General features: G+C 61.9%; 17 protein-coding genes, 1 tRNA gene and 2 pseudogenes. 7 read left to right on the top strand and 13 right to left on the bottom strand.

The genetic code is table 11. The features are described 5' to 3' along the window. Positions 1 to 375 precede the first annotated feature (375 nt). Positions 376 to 1,485 (top strand): M20 family metallopeptidase, encoded by a 1,110-nt coding sequence (locus MAIT1_RS11210; RefSeq protein ID WP_085442357.1) that lies wholly within the window; start codon positions 376 to 378, stop codon positions 1,483 to 1,485. Here the strand turns inward: MAIT1_RS11210 and MAIT1_RS11205 are convergent. The 10 genes from MAIT1_RS11205 to MAIT1_RS11160 form a co-directional block, all read right to left on the bottom strand. Continuing rightward, positions 1,477 to 2,376, bottom strand: coding sequence for a formylglycine-generating enzyme family protein (locus tag MAIT1_RS11205; protein ID WP_085442356.1), 900 nt, complete (start codon positions 2,374 to 2,376; stop codon positions 1,477 to 1,479). The two genes, MAIT1_RS11210 and MAIT1_RS11205, sit on opposite strands and share 9 nt — an antisense overlap. Before the next feature lie 42 nt (positions 2,377 to 2,418). Further along, positions 2,419 to 3,528 carry a redox-regulated ATPase YchF gene (gene ychF / locus MAIT1_RS11200; RefSeq protein ID WP_085442355.1) on the bottom strand — a complete coding sequence of 370 codons (1,110 nt, stop codon included), beginning with the start codon at positions 3,526 to 3,528 and terminating at the stop codon, positions 2,419 to 2,421. A 446-nt stretch (positions 3,529 to 3,974) separates the two neighbouring features. Beyond that, positions 3,975 to 4,643, bottom strand: a complete 669-nt coding sequence (gene pth, locus MAIT1_RS11195) for an aminoacyl-tRNA hydrolase (protein ID WP_085442354.1) — start codon at positions 4,641 to 4,643, stop codon at positions 3,975 to 3,977. A 73-nt stretch (positions 4,644 to 4,716) separates the two neighbouring features. Beyond that, positions 4,717 to 5,328 carry a 50S ribosomal protein L25/general stress protein Ctc gene (locus MAIT1_RS11190; RefSeq protein ID WP_085442353.1) on the bottom strand — a complete coding sequence of 204 codons (612 nt, stop codon included), beginning with the start codon at positions 5,326 to 5,328 and terminating at the stop codon, positions 4,717 to 4,719. 134 nt (positions 5,329 to 5,462) lie between these two features. After that, complete coding sequence (locus tag MAIT1_RS11185) at positions 5,463 to 6,410, bottom strand: ribose-phosphate pyrophosphokinase (RefSeq protein WP_143814788.1); 948 nt, start codon at positions 6,408 to 6,410, stop codon at positions 5,463 to 5,465. 141 nt (positions 6,411 to 6,551) lie between these two features. After that, positions 6,552 to 6,627, bottom strand: a tRNA-Gln gene (locus MAIT1_RS11180). Positions 6,628 to 6,706: 79 nt separating this feature from the next. Next, the gene (locus tag MAIT1_RS11175; RefSeq protein ID WP_158089443.1) at positions 6,707 to 7,582 is read right to left on the bottom strand and encodes a 4-(cytidine 5'-diphospho)-2-C-methyl-D-erythritol kinase; all 876 of its coding nucleotides are present in this window, start codon (positions 7,580 to 7,582) and stop codon (positions 6,707 to 6,709) included. Positions 7,583 to 7,586: 4 nt separating this feature from the next. Then, positions 7,587 to 8,408: a hypothetical protein gene (locus MAIT1_RS11170; protein ID WP_085442351.1), complete on the bottom strand. Its 822-nt coding sequence runs from the start codon at positions 8,406 to 8,408 to the stop codon at positions 7,587 to 7,589. After that, on the bottom strand, positions 8,405 to 10,219 hold the full coding sequence (locus MAIT1_RS11165; protein ID WP_085442350.1) for a tetratricopeptide repeat protein: 1,815 nt from the start codon (positions 10,217 to 10,219) through the stop codon (positions 8,405 to 8,407). Before MAIT1_RS11165 ends, MAIT1_RS11170 begins: the two co-directional genes overlap by 4 nt. Before the next feature lie 78 nt (positions 10,220 to 10,297). Continuing rightward, on the bottom strand, positions 10,298 to 10,507 hold the full coding sequence (locus MAIT1_RS11160) for a DUF1858 domain-containing protein (protein WP_085442349.1): 210 nt from the start codon (positions 10,505 to 10,507) through the stop codon (positions 10,298 to 10,300). A 193-nt stretch (positions 10,508 to 10,700) separates the two neighbouring features. Between MAIT1_RS11160 and rpmB the strand changes: the two genes are divergently transcribed. Together rpmB and MAIT1_RS11150 are read left to right on the top strand one after the other, a co-directional pair. Further along, positions 10,701 to 10,982, top strand: coding sequence for a 50S ribosomal protein L28 (rpmB, locus tag MAIT1_RS11155; RefSeq protein ID WP_158089442.1), 282 nt, complete (start codon positions 10,701 to 10,703; stop codon positions 10,980 to 10,982). Positions 10,983 to 11,200: 218 nt separating this feature from the next. Next, positions 11,201 to 11,743: a hypothetical protein gene (locus MAIT1_RS11150; RefSeq protein ID WP_085442347.1), complete on the top strand. Its 543-nt coding sequence runs from the start codon at positions 11,201 to 11,203 to the stop codon at positions 11,741 to 11,743. A gap of 14 nt (positions 11,744 to 11,757) precedes the next feature. On the opposite strand, the gene queG is transcribed toward MAIT1_RS11150, so the two are convergent. Then, on the bottom strand, positions 11,758 to 13,044 hold the full coding sequence (gene queG, locus MAIT1_RS11145) for a tRNA epoxyqueuosine(34) reductase QueG (RefSeq protein WP_085442346.1): 1,287 nt from the start codon (positions 13,042 to 13,044) through the stop codon (positions 11,758 to 11,760). Between the two features lie 257 nt (positions 13,045 to 13,301). Between queG and nadA the strand changes: the two genes are divergently transcribed. From nadA to MAIT1_RS11125, 4 genes are all read left to right on the top strand, one after another. After that, positions 13,302 to 14,393: a quinolinate synthase NadA gene (gene nadA / locus MAIT1_RS11140; RefSeq protein ID WP_085442345.1), complete on the top strand. Its 1,092-nt coding sequence runs from the start codon at positions 13,302 to 13,304 to the stop codon at positions 14,391 to 14,393. Positions 14,394 to 14,402: 9 nt separating this feature from the next. After that, on the top strand, positions 14,403 to 14,852 hold the full coding sequence (locus MAIT1_RS11135) for an HD domain-containing protein (RefSeq protein ID WP_085442344.1): 450 nt from the start codon (positions 14,403 to 14,405) through the stop codon (positions 14,850 to 14,852). Then, positions 14,849 to 16,381, top strand: a complete 1,533-nt coding sequence (locus MAIT1_RS22705) for an HD domain-containing protein (RefSeq protein ID WP_085442343.1) — start codon at positions 14,849 to 14,851, stop codon at positions 16,379 to 16,381. Before MAIT1_RS11135 ends, MAIT1_RS22705 begins: the two co-directional genes overlap by 4 nt. Positions 16,382 to 16,644: 263 nt before the next feature. Beyond that, on the top strand, positions 16,645 to 17,868 hold the full coding sequence (locus MAIT1_RS11125) for a ChaN family lipoprotein (RefSeq protein ID WP_085442342.1): 1,224 nt from the start codon (positions 16,645 to 16,647) through the stop codon (positions 17,866 to 17,868). A 67-nt stretch (positions 17,869 to 17,935) separates the two neighbouring features. Here MAIT1_RS11125 and MAIT1_RS22285 read toward each other — a convergent pair. Together MAIT1_RS22285 and MAIT1_RS11110 are read right to left on the bottom strand one after the other, a co-directional pair. Continuing rightward, positions 17,936 to 18,497 (bottom strand): annotated as a pseudogene (locus MAIT1_RS22285) (IS3 family transposase); the annotation flags it as partial. Positions 18,498 to 18,973: 476 nt separating this feature from the next. Continuing rightward, positions 18,974 to 19,754: pseudogene (locus MAIT1_RS11110) on the bottom strand (IS110 family RNA-guided transposase). Positions 19,755 to 19,803: the final 49 nt, after the last annotated feature.

The following is a 19,803-nucleotide window of genomic DNA, read 5'->3' as shown; positions in this document are numbered from 1 at the left end:
CTGACTCCGAGCCTGCTTTGTGTCTCGTGCGGAAGCTGCTGGATTCGGCGCAAAGAGTCAACGCAATCCAAAATTGTACAGAGCGCCAAATGTTTGCATGACGCTGTTTGAGCGAGCGCTGACTCTTGGCCTCCGGCTGGCCGGAGGCGGGATTCTTAAGGGTCTGTGACCCTTAAGCGGGGTGTGGGGCAGCGCCCCACGATTCGGCAGGATTGCCGAATCGGACTCGCGCAGCGAGCCTGAAGGGTGAGGGCCATGGATGGCCCGAATCACGGTTTGGTTGTTGATCTGAGGGGAGTTTGAGGGCGCAGCCCTCAATATCTTCTCCCTTCAACTGTCACTTTCTATTTTGCGGCGACTATAGAGCCTTACATTATGAAATCCTGGCTTACTCTGCTGCGTGAACTGGTGCTAATCAACTCCCACAGCCATAACCCCACAGGGGTGAATCGTGTGGGCGAACGCATTCGTGAACAGCTCGCTCCTCTCGGCTACATCGAACAACGCTTCCCGCGCCAACATCTGGGCGACCACCTGCTGCTGCGGGCCCCGTCCGGTCCCGGCCAGAAGATCCTCCTGTTGGGGCATCTGGACACCGTGTTCGCACCAGGAACCTTCGAGGAGTTTGCCGAGGATGGCCCCTGGCTGCGCGGCCCCGGCGTGTGCGATATGAAAGGCGGCCTGGTGGTGGCCATCCAAGCATTAAAACAGGTCCACGCCCAGTGCGGCGGCCTGTTTGGCGTCGATCTGTTTCTCACCGCCGATGAGGAGATCAACAGCGAGGATTCGCGCCCTGTCACCACCGCTCTGGCCCATGACTATGCCGCCTGTCTGACCCTGGAGTGCGCCGGAGAGAATTTTGAATTGGTCACCGCGCGCAAAGGGGTGGCGGCGTGGACGCTGGAGATCCAAGGCGTCGCCGCCCACGCGGGCAATGACTGGGACAAAGGCGCCAGCGCGGTGTTGGAAGCGGCGCATCTGACTATTGCGTTGATGGCGTTGGCGCGGCCTGAACAGGGAACTACGGTCAATGTGGGCAAACTCTCCGGCGGCATCGGCGTCAACACCATCGCCCCCGCCGCCGAGATGCTGGTGGAGGCGCGCTTTCGCACAGTGGCCGAGCGCAACCGCGTGGTGAGCGCGCTGGAGCAGTTAATCGCCGCGCCCCGCATCAACGGCTGCGCCATTCACCCCAGCGGCGGCGTGCTGCGGGAGGTGATGGAGCCCAATGCCGACCAGGCGCGCTTGCTGGAGTCTATTCAGCGTCTTGCCCCGGAGCCACTGTCCACCGAGGCGCGTGGCGGAACCAGTGACGCCAACCATGTGCATGGCGCCGGGACGCCGACCTTGGATGGCTTCGGCCCTATCGGTTTTGATGACCATACCGCCAACGAACGCGCCCTGACCGCCAGCTTTGCCCCGCGAATCGATCTGCTCACGCGCATTCTGGCGCATCACCAAACCCACCAAGGGCGGCTATTCTGACTCTTCCTCCACCGGACGCACGATGCGCAAACCGGTCCGACGCGGGATATACCCTGCCGGTTGATGCCAGCGGGTATTGGCATGCATTTGGGTTCTCGGGTCGCCCGCTGAGGCGCCGCGAATCACCCGCTCGTTACCAACAACGCCAGAGTCGCCATAGTGTGGTCCCTGCGGGTTGTCTCGTGGACTGACTGCGTAATAGTGCGGCGCAAACCGATCCCACACCCACTCAGCGACGTTGCCACTCATGTCGAACAGCCCCAGAGCGTTCGGCTTTTTGCCGCCAACCCGCTGCACGATTCCGTGGGATTCGCCGATAGACCAAGCGACCGTATCCGCCTCGTCGCCGCCACAGTAGCGTTCATCCCGACCACCGGAGCGACAAGCGTACTCCCACTCCGACTCGGTGGGGAAGCGCGCCGACCATCCTGTCATCTTATTGAGTTTCTGAATGAATTTATATGCTTCCAGCCAGCTGACAGAAGCCGCCGGATGGTTGGGAGCGGCCAGCGCCTGCTCGGGATGCTCCCGCCCCATCACGGCGAACCATTGATGCCGCGTCACCTCATAGCGACTCATACGAAACGCAGAGACGCACACCTCATGGGCCGGCTTGGCGCTGATGACGGCGATGGTGTCTAGACCTTGAGTAAAACAGCCGCCGGGAACCGTAACGAAATCCCACGCCAGCGGTACTTCGGGCGGGTAGTGCAGGAGAAGTTCGGCATTGGGCGTGGAGAGCGCCACTCTGGGAATGGGTGGCTTTTTGTCGCGAAATTCAACCGTGATGAGCAGAAACGCCAACAGCGCCTGCGCGGGGATGGTAAACACAGCGGCGACAATGATCCCAATCCAGTTGGGCTTGTCTGGATTGGGATCATCGGCATTCATCACAAGCTCCTATGATGCCGTTGGCTGCATGGACCTCGCAGACTATACGTTGAAGCGGAAGTGCATTACGTCACCGTCGATGACGCGATACTCCTTGCCCTCCAGGCGTAGCTTGCCCGCCTCTTTGGCCCCGGATTCGCCATTACAGGCGATGAAGTCGTCGTAACCGATCACCTCGGCGCGGATGAAGCCCTTCATGAAGTCGGTATGGATCACACCGGCAGCCTGGCAGGCGTTGTCGCCGTCGTGCACGGTCCAGGCGCGCACCTCTTTGACCCCGGCGGTGAAGTAGGTGATCAGACCCAAAAGCTTGTAGGCGGCGCGAATCAGACGGTTCAAACCCGGCTCCTCCAACCCCAGATCCTCCAGGAAGGCGGCCTTCTCCTCGCCCTCCAACTCAGCGATCTCCGATTCGATGGCCCCACACAGCGCCACCACCTCGGCGCCCTCCTGGGCCGCATGTTCGCGCACTTTGTCCACCAGCGGGTGCTGACCGGGAATCTGCGCATCGGCCACCGCATCTTCGGCCACGTTGCACACATACAGCACCGGCTTGGCGGTGATCAGGAACAGATCCGCCAGCCCCTCCTGCTCCTCTTTGGTGAACTCCTGGGAGCGCAGCGGCACGCCGTTGTTGAACCCCTCAATGGCGCGCTCGTAGATGCCCGCGAGGAACTTGGCGTCCTTCTCACCGCTCTTGGCCTTCTTGGCCACCCCCGCCAGTCGCTTCTCCACACTGACCATGTCCGCCAGAATCAGCTCAGTGTCGATCACCTCGATATCGGCCAGCGGATCGATGGTCCCATGCACGTGGGTGATGTCGTCATCCTCAAAGCAGCGCACCACGTGGGTCACCGCGTCCACCTGTCGGATGTGGCCCAGGAACTGGTTACCCAACCCCTCGCCCTTGCTGGCGCCCTTCACCAATCCGGCGATGTCGAGAAACTCCATGGTGGTGGGCAGCGTCTGCTTGGGATTGACGATCTTGGCCAACGCATCCAGGCGCGGATCCGGCACCATCACCACCCCCTGATTGGGCTCGATGGTGCAGAACGGGTAGTTCGCCATCTCCGCACCGGCGGCGGTGAGCGCGTTAAAGGTGGTGGATTTGCCCACATTGGGCAGGCCGACAATGCCGCATTTGAGCGCCATGGCGTCTCTTCCTTCAGGCTGATTCTCAAATCTTTGATGGATGATTGAAGAGACTGGGGCTTCGCCCCAGACCCCATGAGGGCGCCGCCCTCAACCCGCCAGGAGGCCAACCTCCTGGACCTCTTGGACCACACGCTCCTGCGCAGTGCTTGTCACACTGTGCTGGCGTCTTCTCCTGCGCGCTCATCGTTGTGCCGCACACAGAATGACTGCTCTGCCAGATAGGATACTGGGGCTTTGCCCCAGACCCCATGAGGGCTCCGCCGATTTATACAGATGGCTTCGCCTATGGCCGCCAGGAGGCCAGCCTCCTGGACCTCTTGGACCACACGCTCCTGCGCAGTGCTTGGCACACTGTGCTGGCGTCTCTTTCTGCGCGTTCATCGTTGGGCTGAAACGCAAAACAGGCGGCTCATTGGCCGCCTGGGACACTCTTGAACGCGACGTTACGACGCGCCGTCCGCACTCTCCTGGGCGGCCTTTTCCGCCGCCAAGCGCTTTTCGCGCTTCTCTTTTTTCGACTCGCCCCGCTCCGGTTTCGGATTCAGCTTCAGGCTTAATCGATTCATCGCCCCAGGCAGATCACCCGCCAGCAACGGCGGCAAAGCATCGAAGCTCAGCGCCTCCAGCAGCGGCTCGCTAATCTTGCGTTCGTCGCTAGTGAACGGAGCCAGCACAAAGCGCTTAGGATCCCAGCGCTCCGGCGGACGCCCAATACCTAAGCGAATGCGGGTGAAATCCGCCGTGCCCAAATGCTGCTGAATGGATTTGAGTCCATTGTGGCCGCCGTTGCCGCCGCCCACTTTCATCTTCACTTTGCCCAGCGGCAGATCCATGTCGTCATGGAATACGATCACCTGCTCAGGCTCAATTTTATAAAACCGCGCCGCCTCGCCCACCGACTCACCGGAGAGATTCATATAGGTCTCCGGCAACAGCCAGTAGACCCGCTCCCCGCTGATGGAGCCATCGCCAAACAGCCCTTTGAAGCGCTGCGACGGGCCGCTCAGGTGGTGGTCTCGGGCCATGGCCTGCACTGCGTCCCACCCCAAATTGTGGCGGGTGTTGGCGTATTGGGCGCCGGGATTGCCCAGCCCCACCAGCAGAACGGCCATGACAACAAACCTCTTGAGATAAAATTCAAAAAACAAAACGGGGGACGCGCAAAGCGTCCCCCGTCCGCACCTCTTACTCGGCGGCTTCGCCTTCGTCCTCGCCCTCATCGGCGGCGGCCTCTTCACCCTTCACGCCGACCATGGCGGCGATGGTGAAGTTGGCGGTGGTGAACACCTTGACGCCCTCAGGCAGGGTGATGTCGTTGATGTGCACCGATTCGCCGATATCCAGCGCGCCCACGGAGACGTCGATGCTCTCGGGGATGCTGCCAGCGGGACACTGCACTTCCAGCTCGTGGCGCACGGTCTGTACGATACCGCCGCGCTTGAGACCCGGCGCGCCCTCTTCGTCGACGATGTGCACCGGCACCTTCACGAAGATGCGCTTAGTGGCGTTGAAGCGCAGGAAGTCCACATGCTCCCAGGCATCGGTAACAGGGTGCTTTTGCAGACCACGCACCAGCACCTTCTCGGAGGCGCCGTCGATCACCAGATCGTGGATGTGGGTCAGCAGGTTTTCCCCCTCGCCGATCAGCGTCATGGTGAAGTCTTTACGGTTGAGGATCAGATTCTTGTTCTCCTGACCCGCGCCATACACCACACCAGGGATTTCGCCGGTCACGCGCATCTTACGGGCCACCCCCTTGCCGGTTCCCGTACGCAACTGCGCTTCAAAAGTCGCCATGATAGTTCTCCATTGCAATGGCGTGAAAGATAAGACGCGAACGCCGGGTGCGGGAGCGGCCTCCAGGGGTGCCGATCTCCCAGGCGCGCGCGCCGGAAAAGACCAATTTATGCGACTAATAAACGCCGTAGGCGTTACACGAACAGCGAGCTGACCGATTCGGCGTCAGAGATGCGACGGATCGCCTCGCCGAGCAGATTGGCCACGGTGTGCTGTTCGATCTTGTTGCTGGCGGAGGCGCGCTCAGACAGGCGGATGGTGTCGGCCACCACCAGCGAGTCGAACTGCGAATCCTCGATGCGATCGATGGCCGGGCCCGACAGCACGCCATGGGTCACCGCCGCATGCACCGAATTGGCGCCCTGCTCCATCAACGCATTGGCCGCCGCGCACATGGTGCCTGCGGTGTCCACCATATCGTCGACGATGAGACAATCCTTGCCTTTGATGTCGCCGATGATGTGGTGAATCTCCGCCTTGTTGGGCTCCGGGCGGCGCTTGTCGATGATCGCCAAGTCCACATTCAGACGCTTGGCGAAACCGCGCGCGCGCACCACCCCGCCGACGTCGGGCGAGACCACAATGGTGTTATCCAGCTTCTTCTTGCGCACCGCTTCGAGCAGCACCGGCGAGGCGTAGAGGTTATCCACCGGAATATTGAAGAAGCCCTGAATCTGACCGGCGTGCAGATCCATGGTCAGCACCCGCTGGATGCCGCTGGCCTCCAGCAGATCCGCCACCAGTTTGGCGGTGATGGGGGTGCGGCCCTGCTCCTTGCGATCCTGTCGGGCGTAGCCGAAATAGGGGATCACCGCCGTAATCCGTCCCGCCGAGGCGCGCCGGAAGGCGTCGGCCATGATCAACAACTCCATGAGATTTGCGTTGGTGGGGGCGGAGGTGGGCTGGATGATGAAAACGTCGCGGCCACGCACGTTTTCGTTGATCTGCACGAAGATCTCGCCGTCGGAGAAGCGTCGCACGGTGATATCTCCCAGAGTAACCGAGAGATAGTCGGCGATGCGTTCAGACAGTTCGGGGTTGGCCGTGCCGGAGAAGAGGCGCATTTTCTGATGCAGAGTCATGGGGCGATCACCGCGTGGCAGCCGTCGACGCCGCCGGAGAGCGGCCATCGACATCGGGCGCGCTTGGTCGGGATGTCGGCGCCCAAAAAACAAAGAGAGCGTCGCCTTTATGGGGCAGACACTCCCTTAGTATTGGCAAAATGGCTGGGCCGCCAGGACTCGAACCTGGGAATGCCGGAATCAAAATCCGGTGCCTTACCAACTTGGCGACGGCCCAATAATGATATCCCGTTTCACTGAGCCCCGAAAAATGCCATAGTCCCGTTTTCAGGTCAACCCAGAACTTTCACACAGCGTCATTTTTCTTTCTTAATGGCGTTCATGCTCGTTGTGGCGCGCACCCACCACTGCGGATGACGCGCTGCAATCGCCTCAGCGGCGCGCTGCGCGGCGTCAGCGTCGGCGAACACCCCAAAGAAGGTGGCCCCACTGCCAGACATCAACGCCCCCTGCGCCCCCGCTTGCAACAGCGCCGCGCGCATCTCGGTCAATTGCGGGGCCAGTTGCAGCGCCGCAGGCTCCAGATGGTTCTCCAGCAGCCCCAGCGCCGATTCCCCGCGCCGGGCATCGGGAATCGCCAACGCCGCCGCTGTTTCCGGCGCATGCCCGCCGTGGATTTTGAACACTTCGCCAGTGGAGAGGGGGAAGCCGGGATTGACCAACACCAGGTGAACCAGCGGCAGATGCGGCAGCGGCTGCAGCTCCTCGCCGATGCCCCCCGCCAGCGCCGCTTGGCCCAGCACGAACAGCGGCACATCAGCGCCCAGGGTGACGCCGATATCGATCAGCTCCTGGATGGAGAGCCCCAGCCCCCACAGATCGTTCAGCGCGCGCAAGGTCACACCGCAATCCGACGAGCCGCCGCCCATCCCGGCGGCGCTGGGGATGCGTTTCTCGATGTGGATCTCGGCGCCCACCGAGCGTCCCGCCCGCGCGGCCAGCGCGGCGGCGGCCTGATACACCAGATTCTCCTCGGGGCGCCCGGTCACCGGCGGATCGCAGCTCACCACGATGGGGCCATAGGTGGGGGTGATATGCAACGTATCGCACAGATCGACGAAGACCATCACCGTATCGAGCAGATGATAGCCGTCGGCGCGACGCCCCAACACCCGCAGCGCCAGGTTGATCTTGGCCGGGGCCGAATAGATGTGCGCAGCCGCGTCGCTCATACGCTCAACGCCGACGCAGCGGCATGACGTGGTTGAACTTGGCCTTTTTGCCGTAGGCGGCGCGCCAGTCGGCGGGCAGATCATCGGCGTGGGGGTTCCACGATTTGGGAATCAGGGTCAGTGTGGTCTTTTCGCCCAGCTTGACCACGATGCGTTCCGGCAGAATGCCGCGCTCGGAACCCCATTCGTAGTAGGCGTGGTACTGCATGCCGGGGCGCGCCTCGCCCTGGCGTCGCAGCGGGCGCCCGGTCTCGGGAGTGACCAGCAGCATCTCGCCGGCGGCGGTCTTGAGGAACAGGCCGCCCGGTTGCTGCTGCACCTGCACCGGGTCGCGCAGATCCACCACCCCCAGCAGGATGTTGATCAGCACCCGGGGGTGCAGCTCCAGCCCCGTCAGATAGGCCAGGCCAAAGGCGTCGGCGGGGACCGAAGTGACGGTGGCGTTGCCCGCATCCACCCGATCCACCCACTGATCGCCCAGCCACACCTCCAGCGCCACCTGTCGGAATGGTCCGTAGACGATCATGCGCAGCCGCTCGGAGCTGTGGCCGTGCAACATGACGCTGTTGCGGCGACCATTCTCCGGGTGGTCGATATCCAGCACGCCCTTGAGAATCCAATATTCGGGCAGTTCGCGGTCGCGATTGACCTGCCAAGCGCGCGCCTGCTCCAACAACTGATCGGGCGAAGCGCCCGGTTTGGCAGCGCGGAAAGAGTCGTTGATGCTGGCCACCGGCGCACACGCGGCCAGCCCCAGCAGAACCATCAGCGCCAGCGCCAAACGCGCTGCGCGGGGCATGCGCACAATCCGCTTTTCACCACTCATTGGGCCGATCCATGCTGTTTGAGTTTGTCGCGCAGCGCCGCGTTATCCTCATCCAGTTCCAGCGCGCGACGCCAGGCTCCCACCGCCTCCTTGCGCCGATTGAGCGCCATCAGCACATCGCCCAGATGCTCGACGATGGCCGGATCCTGCGGCTCCAAGCGCACCGCCTCGCGCAACAGGTGCAACGACTCCTCATAGCGGTTCATACGATACAGCACCCAACCCAGGGAGTCGGTGATGTAGCCATCGCCGGGCGCCAGGGCGGCGGCGCGTTTGAGCATATCATGGGCTTCGCCCAGACGCTCGCCGCGTTCGGCCCAGGTGTAGCCCAGATAGTTGAGGGCGTGGGCGTCGTCGGGCGAAAGTTTGATATAGGCTTGCAGATCGCTCTCCGCCTCGGCCCATTTGCCCAGCTTGTCATAGGCCATGGCGCGGTTGAACAGAAAGCGCCCCTCTTCGGGCTTGACCGACAACCCCTCGGCGGAGCTCTGCAGCACCGCATCGTAGCGCTTGGCCTGCAGTTGCAGATAGTTGAGCGCAAGCAGACCGTCCAGGCGCTTGGGGTAGAGCTTATTGAGCGCGGTGATGGCGGCCAGCGCCTCTTCATGCTTCTCCTGGTCGGAGAGCATATAGGCCAAGCGGATGCGCGCCTCCGGATAGAAGGGCTGTCCCTGACTGATTTTGGCGTATTCGGCGGCGGCCTCGTCGAGGCTCTCCAGATACTCCAGCGCCTGCCCCAGATAGTAGCGAATACTGGCGCTGTCGGGCTGCATCGCCTCGGCCAGACGCAGATCCGAGAGCGCCTCCTGATACTTGCCCTGACTGAGCAGAATAAACGCAGTGGTCAAGCGCGCCTGCACGCTGTTGGGCTGCAAGCGGGTCAGTTCGCGAAACTCGGTGAGGGCGGCGTTGCGGTCGTCGCGATTGAGCAGCAGTCGGCCCAGTGAATTATGGATTACGCGATTATTGGGGTGCTCCTTGAGGAAGGCGCGATAGAGCTTCTCGGCATCCGGGCCGCGACCCAAATCCTGATACACCGCGCCCAGCGCCATCACCGGCTCGATCTGCCCTTCGCCCAGCTCCACCGCCTTCTGGAACGGTCCCACCGCCTTTTCCGCATCGCCCTGATTCACATAGGCGCGCCCCAGCGCCAGATGCGCGCCCCAGGCGGTCTCCTCATCCAGAAACAGCGGCGCCAGCGCCAGACGCGCCTCATCGGCGCGCTTGAGCTTGCCGTAGAGCTGCGCCAGCATCAGCCGCGCCTGCACGTGGCCCGGCTCAATCTCCAACAGGGCGTTGTACTCCTTGGCCGCCGCTTCATACTGCTTGGTGGCGTTGAGAATACCCGCCAGCAGCAGGCGCGCGTCGGCATGATCCGGGCTCTGCGCCACCACCGCGCGGGCGTGTTTTTCGGCTTTTTTCAGATTGCCGCGCTGAGTCGCCAACTTGGCCACCAGCAGATGCACCTCCGCCGCCGAAGGGTCGGCCTCGGCGGCGCGGGAAAGCGCCTCTTCGGCTTCGGCCCACGCGCGCTCGCGCAGCAGCAATTGGCCGATGACGTAGTAGTAGGCCGCCTGCCGATTGGCCAGGGACTCACGAATCCGCGTCAAGCGCGCCTGATCCCCCTTGGCGGGACCGATCTGCGATGCCGAGGCCAGCGTCAGGGGCACATCGCTCTTGGATTGCGCAGAGGCTTTGACGTCGTTTTGCGCCACCTGGGAGGGGGCGACATTGGCGCACCCCCCCACCGCAGCCATGGACCACAAGCCCGCCACGCCGACCGCAACCATCACTCCCAGCGATTTCATCATACTCACTTTGACCGCACTCTCTTCACTGATCGACGCCCCGCCCCGTCTCCTGATTCAGGACGGCGGCGAACCGACCACTCACTCCGCTTGATTGCGGACGCTCTCCTCTACTTCGGCAAGAAGCGCGTCCAAGTCAAGCTTATACATACGCCCCACATCGCTGAGCGTGTCCACCTGGGCGGCCAGACAGCTGGCGCACTCGATGCCGCGCCGCTCCAGAGCCACACACAGCTCCGGGTACTCCGCCAGCAACTCCTTCATGTTGCGATTGCGATCAATCACCATCATTAGTTCGACTCTCCCCAGTTGCTGCGACAAAACGGCGCTGACGAAAAACGGCGCAAGTTGACCTGTAGTTTCGATAGGGGCTTGCCAAGTTGCAAGGGAGTCCCTATAATGCCCGGCTTTCCGTGGGCTGTTTACGCCCGATATTGTGTACCGAGATTAAAGAAGTCTCAAGGAGACTCTGAGGAGAGGCGTCGTGGCCAGGAAATTTACCTTGGGGAACAAGACCCCGCAGACCGGTTTCAAAGTATCCCACTCGCACCGCAAGACGAAGCGCACCTGGATGCCCAACATCCAGCAGAAGGCCTTCTTCAGCATGGCGCTGGGCAAACATGTGCGCGTAACTCTGAGCACGTCGGAAATGCGCACCGTGGACCGCCGCGGCGGCCTCGACGAGTACCTGCTGGCCTCCAAGCCTGAAGCGCTGTCGGCCACCATGTTGAAGCTGCGTCAGCAGATCGCCGCCCGCGCCGCCTGATCATACGCGCGTCGCCACGGCATTCCGTCGCCCCTCTAACAAGTGTTTAGAGGGCTGCGAAGGCAAAACGCTCCAGCCACTTCCCCCGGCTGGAGCGTTTTTTTATTCCCGCACGACTCTTTCCCAACAAGCGTCGATCACGCGCCGACTTTTGCAAAAAAGACTTATCGTTTGTTTTTGGCGAGCCGATACGCACCCCAGGGAAGGAGTGTTTTGGGATGATTAACCCCATTCAGAACGTGCTGGTGTTTGGCGTTGCTTCGACCATCTCCAAAGATGTGACGAAGGATCGCGACCTGCGCGACATCGAAACCGACGACGGCGACGTGGAGGAGAATCACCACGTTGAGAAGAGCGGCAACGGGCGCCAACCGCGCACCGTGCGCCCCCAGGGTCGGCGTCGCGGCGGACGCCCGCGCGTGGGACATACGCCGGTGGAGGGCGTCTACGCCGGCGCCACCGAAGAGCAGCAGGAGCAGCGCGTCAAACGTCTGCGCCAGGAGATGGAGCCCGCCAACGAGGAGCGCACCGAGCCGCCGCTGCACGAAATCGCCGCCGACGCGCAGTTCCGTGGTCAACTGGCGAAAAACGATGATCCTTTGCGCGGCATGCAGGGACCGGCCCCGCGCCCGTCGCCGGACGCCCGTGACCATATGACCAACAATCAGCGTCGCAAGGCGCTGGCGCGCGCCACACACTTTCTCATGAGCGCCATGGCCAACAACCAGATGCCTGACGAAGACGTCGACGTCGAAGCCTGACCCTCGCCCCTGCGTTACGGCGCCGCCCCATCCGGGGCCGCACCATCCAGCCCCAGCTCCACCTCCACCAGCGGCTCTGACTGCATCAACGCCCGCGCGCCATTGCGCGCCGCCAGCAGATAGAGCGCCGAGCGCATCTCTTCACGGGCCTGCGCATCAGGCTCCTGCGCCAGCTTCTGACGCAGCGCGGCCATCCCCTCTTCGGCATAGGCGACACACTCACCCACCCCCCAGGCGGCGTGAGCCCGCGCCATGGGCGATTCATGATCCAGTAGCGCCAGCAGCAGGTCAAAGGCGGAGCGCTCGCCGGACTCCCGTCCCCAATTGCCCAGACCAATGGCTAAATTGCGTATAAATTTAGAGAAACCCAACCGCTTAATGGGCGTTTTCCGCAATGCTTCGCGAAAATCTGCGTCTCTCGCGAACATTAATGAGATCATCTCTCTATCTTTCAGCGCGTCCCGCGCAACAAAATCGCTCTCCCTTGTCATATCTGCGAAGCGATTGAATGGGCAGACAACGATACAGTCGTCGCAACCGTAGATTCGGTTACCCATCAAGCGACGAAACTTTTGTGGAATCACGCCACTGCTCTCAATGCTCCAATAGGCCAGGCACTGGCGCGCATCCATGCGGTAGGGATCATCCAGCGCGCCGGTGGGACAAGCCCGCTGACACCGATCACACTCCCCGCAATGGTCCTCCTCTACCTGGTCCGGCGGCAATGGCAAAGCGATAAAGTACTCCGCCAGAAACAGCCAGCAGCCAAATTTTCGCGACGCCAACATGGTGTTCTTTCCCTGCCAGCCGATGCCCGACTGCGCCGCCAGCGGGCGCTCCAGCACCGGCGCGGTATCCACGAACACGCGCCCATCCATTGGTTGCCCCAAACGCTCGGCAAGCCAGCGCGCCAACGCCTTTGTGCGTTTTTTTAGGATATCGTGGTAATCATTATTTCGCGCGTAAGCTGATATATACGCATTTTCTCCATGAGACAACTCCTCCATGAGATCGCCGTCAGGTTTGTAATTCACCCCCAGCACCATCACCACGCCGAGATTGTCCATCAGCAGGCGCGGATCGGCGCGACGTTCGGCATGATTGGCCATCCACGCCATATCGCCATGGGCGCCGCTGGCCAGCCAGGGAGCGAGATAATGCGCGGTGGGAGCCGGTTGCGGCGGCGCGAAGCCCACGGCGTCGAACCCCAGGGCGAGCGCCTGGGAGCGCAGCGCCTCTTTGAGGGCGAGCCAGTCGGATTGCGTGGGCGATTCCGGCCAATGCTGGGATTTGGAGGTCATTGTGGTATAGTAACGTGCTTTCAAACAGCTTACTGGGATGCAAACTCGCCCGGCCAAGCACAAACGTAAAGTCGAAAATCCAGACATTTATGGCCGGATTTTCGGGGGCCTGGGGGCCGCGCCCCCAGCGGGGCGTGGGGCAGAGCCCCACGGTTTGGCTGTTGAATTTCGGGAGTTTGAGGGCAGAGCCCTCAATATCTTTCACCATCCAACCCACCAAAACCCTAAAGACAAACCGCAGCAAGGAACGAGCGAAGATGAACACGCCTGTGGCCCTGGAGCCTCTGTACGAACTGGATGACGCGCAACTGGACGCCCGAATTGAAGCGGCCAAGGAGAAGCTGGGCGAGAGCTGCGTGATTCTGGGCCACCACTATCAGCGCGAAGAGGTGTACAAGTTCGCCGATCTGACCGGCGACTCGCTGAAGCTGGCGCGCCTGGCGTCACAACGCCCCAACGCCAAACACATCGTCTTCTGCGGCGTGCACTTCATGGCTGAAGTGGCGGATATTCTCTCTTCGCCGGAGCAGATCGCCATTCTGCCGGACCTCAACGCGGGCTGCTCCATGGCCGACATGGCCGACCTGCCCGCCGTGGAAGAGTGTTGGAAGCAACTGGCCACGGTGATCGACCCGGAAGCCTCCGTCACCCCCATCACCTATGTGAACTCGGCGGCGGACCTGAAGGCGTTCTGCGGCGACCACAACGGCACGGTGTGCACCTCCTCCAACGCCGAGCATATCCTCACCTGGGCTTTCGACCAACGGGAAAAGGTGCTGTTCTTCCCCGACCAACATCTGGGCCGCAACGCCAGCGCCAAACTGGGCGTTCCCCTGGAGAAAATGGTGGTGTGGGATCCCAACGAGGAGATGGGCGGGCTCACCGCCGAGCAGATCAAAGAGGCCAAAGTGATCCTGTGGCACGGCTTCTGTTCGGTGCACCAGATGTTCCAGCCGCAGCACATCGACATGTGGCGCGAGCGCATCCCCGGGGTCAATGTGATGTGCCACCCCGAGTGCAGCTACGAAGTGTGCCAGAAGGCCGATGCACTGGGCTCCACCGAGGGGATTCAAGCCGCCGTGCGCGCGGGCGCGCCGGGCTCCAAGTGGGTCATCGGCACCGAGCTGAATCTGGTTAATCGTCTCAAGCATGAGATGCCCGACAAAGAGATTCACTTCCTGTCGCCGAGCATCTGCATGTGCTCCACCATGTTCCGCATCGACCCGCAGCACCTGTGCTGGACCCTGGAGAATCTGCTGGAGGGGCATGTGGTCAACCCCATCACCGTGCCAGCGCGCGAAGCGGCTTCGGCCAAAATCGCCTTGGAGCGCATGCTGGCCATCGTCTAAGGAAGCGGAATGAGCGACCTGCAAGCCGCCATCGCCATCGCCGTGGAGGCCCATGCCGGGCAGCTGTGCAAATCCGGTCGCCCCTATATTCTGCATCCGCTGCGGGTGATGTTCGCGTTGGATCGCCCGGACGATGATGATGAGATGCGCTGCGCGGCGGTGCTGCACGATGTGGTTGAAGACACCGACGTGACGCTGGAGGATCTGCGCGAGCGCGGCTTCTCCGCCCGCGTTGTGGCGCTGCTGGATCTCCTCACCCACCGTGAGGAGGAGTCCTACAGCGCCTATATCGCCCGCCTGGCGCCGGACCCGGCGGCGCGGCGCATCAAACGCGCCGACCTGCGCGACAATATGGACATCACCCGTTTAAACGCCGCCTTAAGCGAACGCGACCATGCGCGTCTGGATCGCTACCAGCGCGCTTGGAATCAGTTGATGGAAGCGGAGCGCGGCCCATGAGCCACAAGGTGTTTCGCGACGCCATTCACGATATGATCGCGCTGCACCGCGAGCCCCACGGCCCCGCGCCGGAGTTGGCCGACTGGGGCGACGCCCTGCTGCTGGAGTTGATCAACACCCCGGAGATGCAGCGGCTGCGGCGCATTCGTCAATTGGGCACAGCCTATTGGGTCTACCCTTCGGCGGAGCACTCGCGCTTCTCCCACGCCCTGGGGGTGATGCATCTGGCCAAGCAGATCGTCGCCGCCCTGGGCCAGCGCCATCCCGGACTGCTGCGCAACCAGACCGCTCTGGCCATTCGCGTCGCCGCCCTGGTTCACGATGTCGGCCACGGCCCCTACTCCCACGCCTTTGAGAGCCTGAACGACGGCGGCCCGCGCCATGAGATCTGGAGTTGGCGCATTCTCTCGCGCCCCAACTCCGGGCTGCGTCGCGCCATCAGCGCCCACGCCAGCCGTCTGTATCTCAATGAAGAGGAGTTCCTCACCGACGTCGGCCAGATTCTCGGCGCACTGCCCGCCGAAGGGCTCAATCGCCTGGGACGGCAGATCATCGCCAGTCAACTGGACGCTGACCGCATGGACTATCTGCTGCGCGACGCCCACTTCACCGGCGTCTCCTATGGTCGCTACGATCTGGCGTGGCTGCTGCACAGCCTGCGCGCGGCGCAAGTGGAGGGGCAATGGCGGCTGTGCGTGGATCTGAGCAAGGGGCCGGCGGCGCTGGAGAGCCATATTGAAGCGCGTGACCACATGTACCGGCAGGTCTACGACCACAAGAGCGTGCGCGGCTTCGATATTCAGTTGATCCATCTGTTCCGCATTCTGCGCGCCCACATCGACCAACACGGCGCGCCGCCGCCGGAGACCCCCAGCGCATTGCAACGCTTTCTGCTGCGCGATCCCAAACAGGATGACAATGGCGCGGTGGCGGATTATCTCAATCTGGACGACAGCGTCATCGCCTGCGCCATCGGTCAATGGGCGGCATTGCCCGACGCCGACTGCGCCAGCGATCTGATGGCCGAACTGCGCCACCGCAGCCGCTCGCTGCGGGATCGCGCCGGACTCTACAAGCGACTGCATTGGCGCGAGGGCGACAGCGACGGCCTGTGGCCGGAGGATCGCCCCGCCGCCGAGGCGGTCATTCGCGACGCCGACGCCGCCTGCGCCCTGGCGCTGTTCATTCAACAGCAGGCGCACACGCCCCTCAGCGTCACCGGCAACGACGGAAAATCACGCAACTTACCGTTGGCTCTGTTGGTCTATGTGGATCAGTTGGAGCGCGCGCCCTACGCCCATCTGCGCTATCAAGCGGGCCATGCGGAGCCGGTCTACGCCATCGATGGCGCCGGACGCGCCATGGCGGCGGAACGGATCTCCGAGCGCATCGACTTTCTCGGTCGCGAGAAGCGCCGCATGGCCCGGGTGTATGTGGATCCCCGCGCGGTGAAGGCGATAACCGCGCTATTACAACGCCAATTCAGACACCCGCAATTACGTCTGGCTACGCGGGATCATGATGGATAATGGAAGATATCGAGGGCTGCCCCCTCGAGCTCCCCTGAAAATGGTGATGAAAAACACCAGCATAATGGAAGATATCGAGGGCTGCGCCCTCGAGCTCCCCAAAAGACAAAACCTTGGGGCGCCGCCCCAAACCCCGCTTAAGGGTCACGGACCCTTAAGAATCCCGACAAATTTTCTGCGAAAATTTGTCCAATAGTCAGCGCTAGCGTCTGGTTGGTCACGCAAACACTTTTGCCTCGGCGCTTGAATAAGGAGATCGCATCATGCCCGCAGCGGCCCTCATCGGCGGCGTCCTGCTCCTGGTGCAACTCATTACCATGACCCCCATCCAACTCACCCCCGAACAGACGGTGCGTCTGAATGACCGCGCCTCTTTGACCCATGACGCCCTGTTCGACGAGCTGGCGCAAAAACGCTTCGTGCTGGTGGGCGAATCCCACGACGACGCCGAACACCACCGCGTGCAACTGGCCGTCATCCAAGCCCTGCACCAACGTCGTGGCGACATCGCCATCGGCATGGAGATGTTCCCCCGCCATCTGCAACCACAACTGGATCGCTGGGTGGCGGGAGAGCTCGATGAATCGGCCTTCCTCGACGCGGTGGAGTGGTACTTCACCTGGGGCTTCGAGGCCGAACTCTACCTGCCCATTCTGCGCTACGCCCGCGACAACCACATCCCCGTCATCGCGCTGAACGTCAAACGCGAACTGATCTCCAGCGTGCGCAAACAGGGCTTGGAGAACCTCGACCCCGAGATCGCCAAACAACTTCCGCCCGTGGAGCCGCCCAACGCCGCATATCGCGCGCTGCTGAATGATTTCTTCAGCCAGCACGGACGCGCCATGGGCGGCATGCTGGCCGCGCCGCAAGCCTTCGACCGTTTCATGGAGGCGCAATCCACCTGGGACGCCGTGTTCGCCAACGGCCTCATTGGCTGGACAGAACAGCATCCCAACGGCGCCATTGTGGGCGTTATGGGCATGGGCCACCTGCGCGGCAAACAGGGGGTCACCCGGCAGCTGGATGCGCGCGGCTTCTCCGATCACGCCATCGTGCTGCCGTGGACGGTGACGGCGGAATGGATCAACCCCAACGACGCCGACTACGCCTGGGGAACCCCCGAAGCGCCCGAGGGCAAAGAGCCGGTGCGCCTGGGCATCCTGCTGGCCGAGCCCGCCGCGCCCACAGAGGGCGCCGCCGCCAAACCTGACGCCGCGCCTCCAGCGCCGCAAGCGGGCGTGGGCGTGGAGAAGGTCACCCCCTACAGCATCGCTGAACAGTCTGGTTTCAAAGATGGCGACCGCATCACAGCGATCAACGCTCAGAACGTCGCATCCCGCCATGCTTTGGTGCGGATGATTCGCGCGCTGAACTGGGGCGACGCCGCCACAATCACGATTCTGCGCGACGGCGCCGAACAGTCGTTAGCGGTCACTCTGCCCAAAGAGCCACCGCCGCCCATGGGACCTCACGGCAAAAAATAGACTGTGCGGTCATAGGGGCTTCGGGCAGAGCCCCAACTGATCCTGCCCGCCAAGATTGGACACGTCATTAAGCGACTTGTTGAGCCTCAAACGCTGTTGGGCTGAAATAGCCGTTGGCGCCATGCGGCGGACTCGGTGGTAGTCCATCTCGATGTACTCAAACACTGTTTGACGCATCTGCTCTCTGGTGTGAAATCTTTCTCTGTGAATGGCCTCAACCAACAGCGAGTGAAAGAAACTCTCTGCGCAGGCGTTGTCGTAACAGTTTCCCTTGGCGCTCATACTGCACAGCAAATCATGCTGTTTGATCAGTTTTGATGGGCTCCTGAGCAGTACTGGCTACCGCGATCTGAATACACGACGACGCCTGTCGCTATTCTTCTTTTCCACAGCGCCATTTGCAGTGCGTCACATGTGAGTTTGGCGTTGATCCGCTTGGACATGGACCACCTGATCACCGTGCGTGAGAACAGGTCGATTACTACCGCTAGGTAAAGCCAGACTTCATCTGTCCATAGATAGGTGATGTCACTGACATATTTTTGGTTGGTCGCAGTGGCCGTAAAATTCTGCTGAAGGAGGTTTTGGGGCACTGGCAACTGGTGTGTCGAACCCGTGGTGACCTTGTATAGTTGCTAGCATTCAATAGTGAACATTTGGGCGCTGGAAGATATCGAGGGCTGCGCCCTCGAGCTCCCAAGGTCAAAATCCAAACCGTGATTCGGGCCATCCATGGCCCTCACCCTTCGGGCTCGCTGCGCGAGTCCGATTCGGCAATCCTGCCGAATCGTGGGCTCCGCCCATGTATGGTCCGCTCCGCCACGGCAAGAGAAAATGTCCACTGATGTGTGAGGCTTAGTCGCGCCCATGTATCCGGCCTGTTGATGAGGGGCTTGTCGCCCTCTGGCCCTGATGGAATTTGCGCGTGGCCCTCCTCAACACACCCTCGGCCTCTATGGGCCCTTGGGCGAAACAGGTTCTTGACCACGCAGGGCTATGCCGTTTCACGCCATCAATCTCGACTCTCTCTCGCAACCTGGCTGGTGGGATCTCTTTCTCTTTCCTTATCGGCCTGTTTTTCTTTTAGAGTTGTATTGCGCTCTCTCTACACAGCGGCGCTGGCCCCATAGGCCTCCTGCTTCACCAGCATCGCCCACGCGCTGCGCGCCATGCGGTTGGCCAGCGCCACCACTGCTCTATTTGCGCCGCGACGTTCCGACACCGACACTGCCCACTGGCTGCGGCGATCCGGCTTGTTTTCACACACGCGCAACGCCGCCCGCGCCCCATGAATCAACAGGGTGCGAAGATAACCGTTTCCCCGCTTGCTGATCCCCGTCAGCCACGCCTTGCCCCCTGTGGAGTTCACTCAAAATCAGCACAATCGCCCGCCGCGCCTGTTTGATGCTCTTGGGAAAGACAATCCCATACTCGGCAAGCAGTCCGCGAATCTGGTTCACCAACGCCGTGCGGTTCTTCACCGCCAGACTGCGTATCCGATGCAGCGACAATATCTCTTGCTGGGCAACGCTTTTGATCCCCACAAAACGCATATTCGGACGCTGTACCGCTTCACATATCGCCTCAGCGTCCACGCTGTCGTTCTTGTGCCGCTTCACGTAGGGCTTCACATATTGCGGCGCCATCAAACGCACATCATGCCCATATCCCTGAAATTTCCGCGCCCAGTGATGCGCGCCGCTACTGGCTTCCATCCCCACCAGGCACGGCGGCAGTTGCGCCATGAACTCCAGTAACTTATCTCGTTTCAAGCGCTGTTTCAGAACGCTCTTGCCGCGCGCATCCACGCCATGCAACTGAAACACGCTCTTGCCCAGATCAATCCCCAGTACCCGTACCTGTCCGTTTTCGATATGATTGCTCATGGTCCGCTCCGACTCCGTTTAGATGGAAAAACACACCACCATCTTGGCC

It is taken from the genome of Magnetofaba australis IT-1, assembly GCF_002109495.1.
Lineage (GTDB): Bacteria > Pseudomonadota > Magnetococcia > Magnetococcales > Magnetococcaceae > Magnetofaba > Magnetofaba australis.
This window is presented reverse-complemented; position numbering and strand designations above follow the sequence as displayed.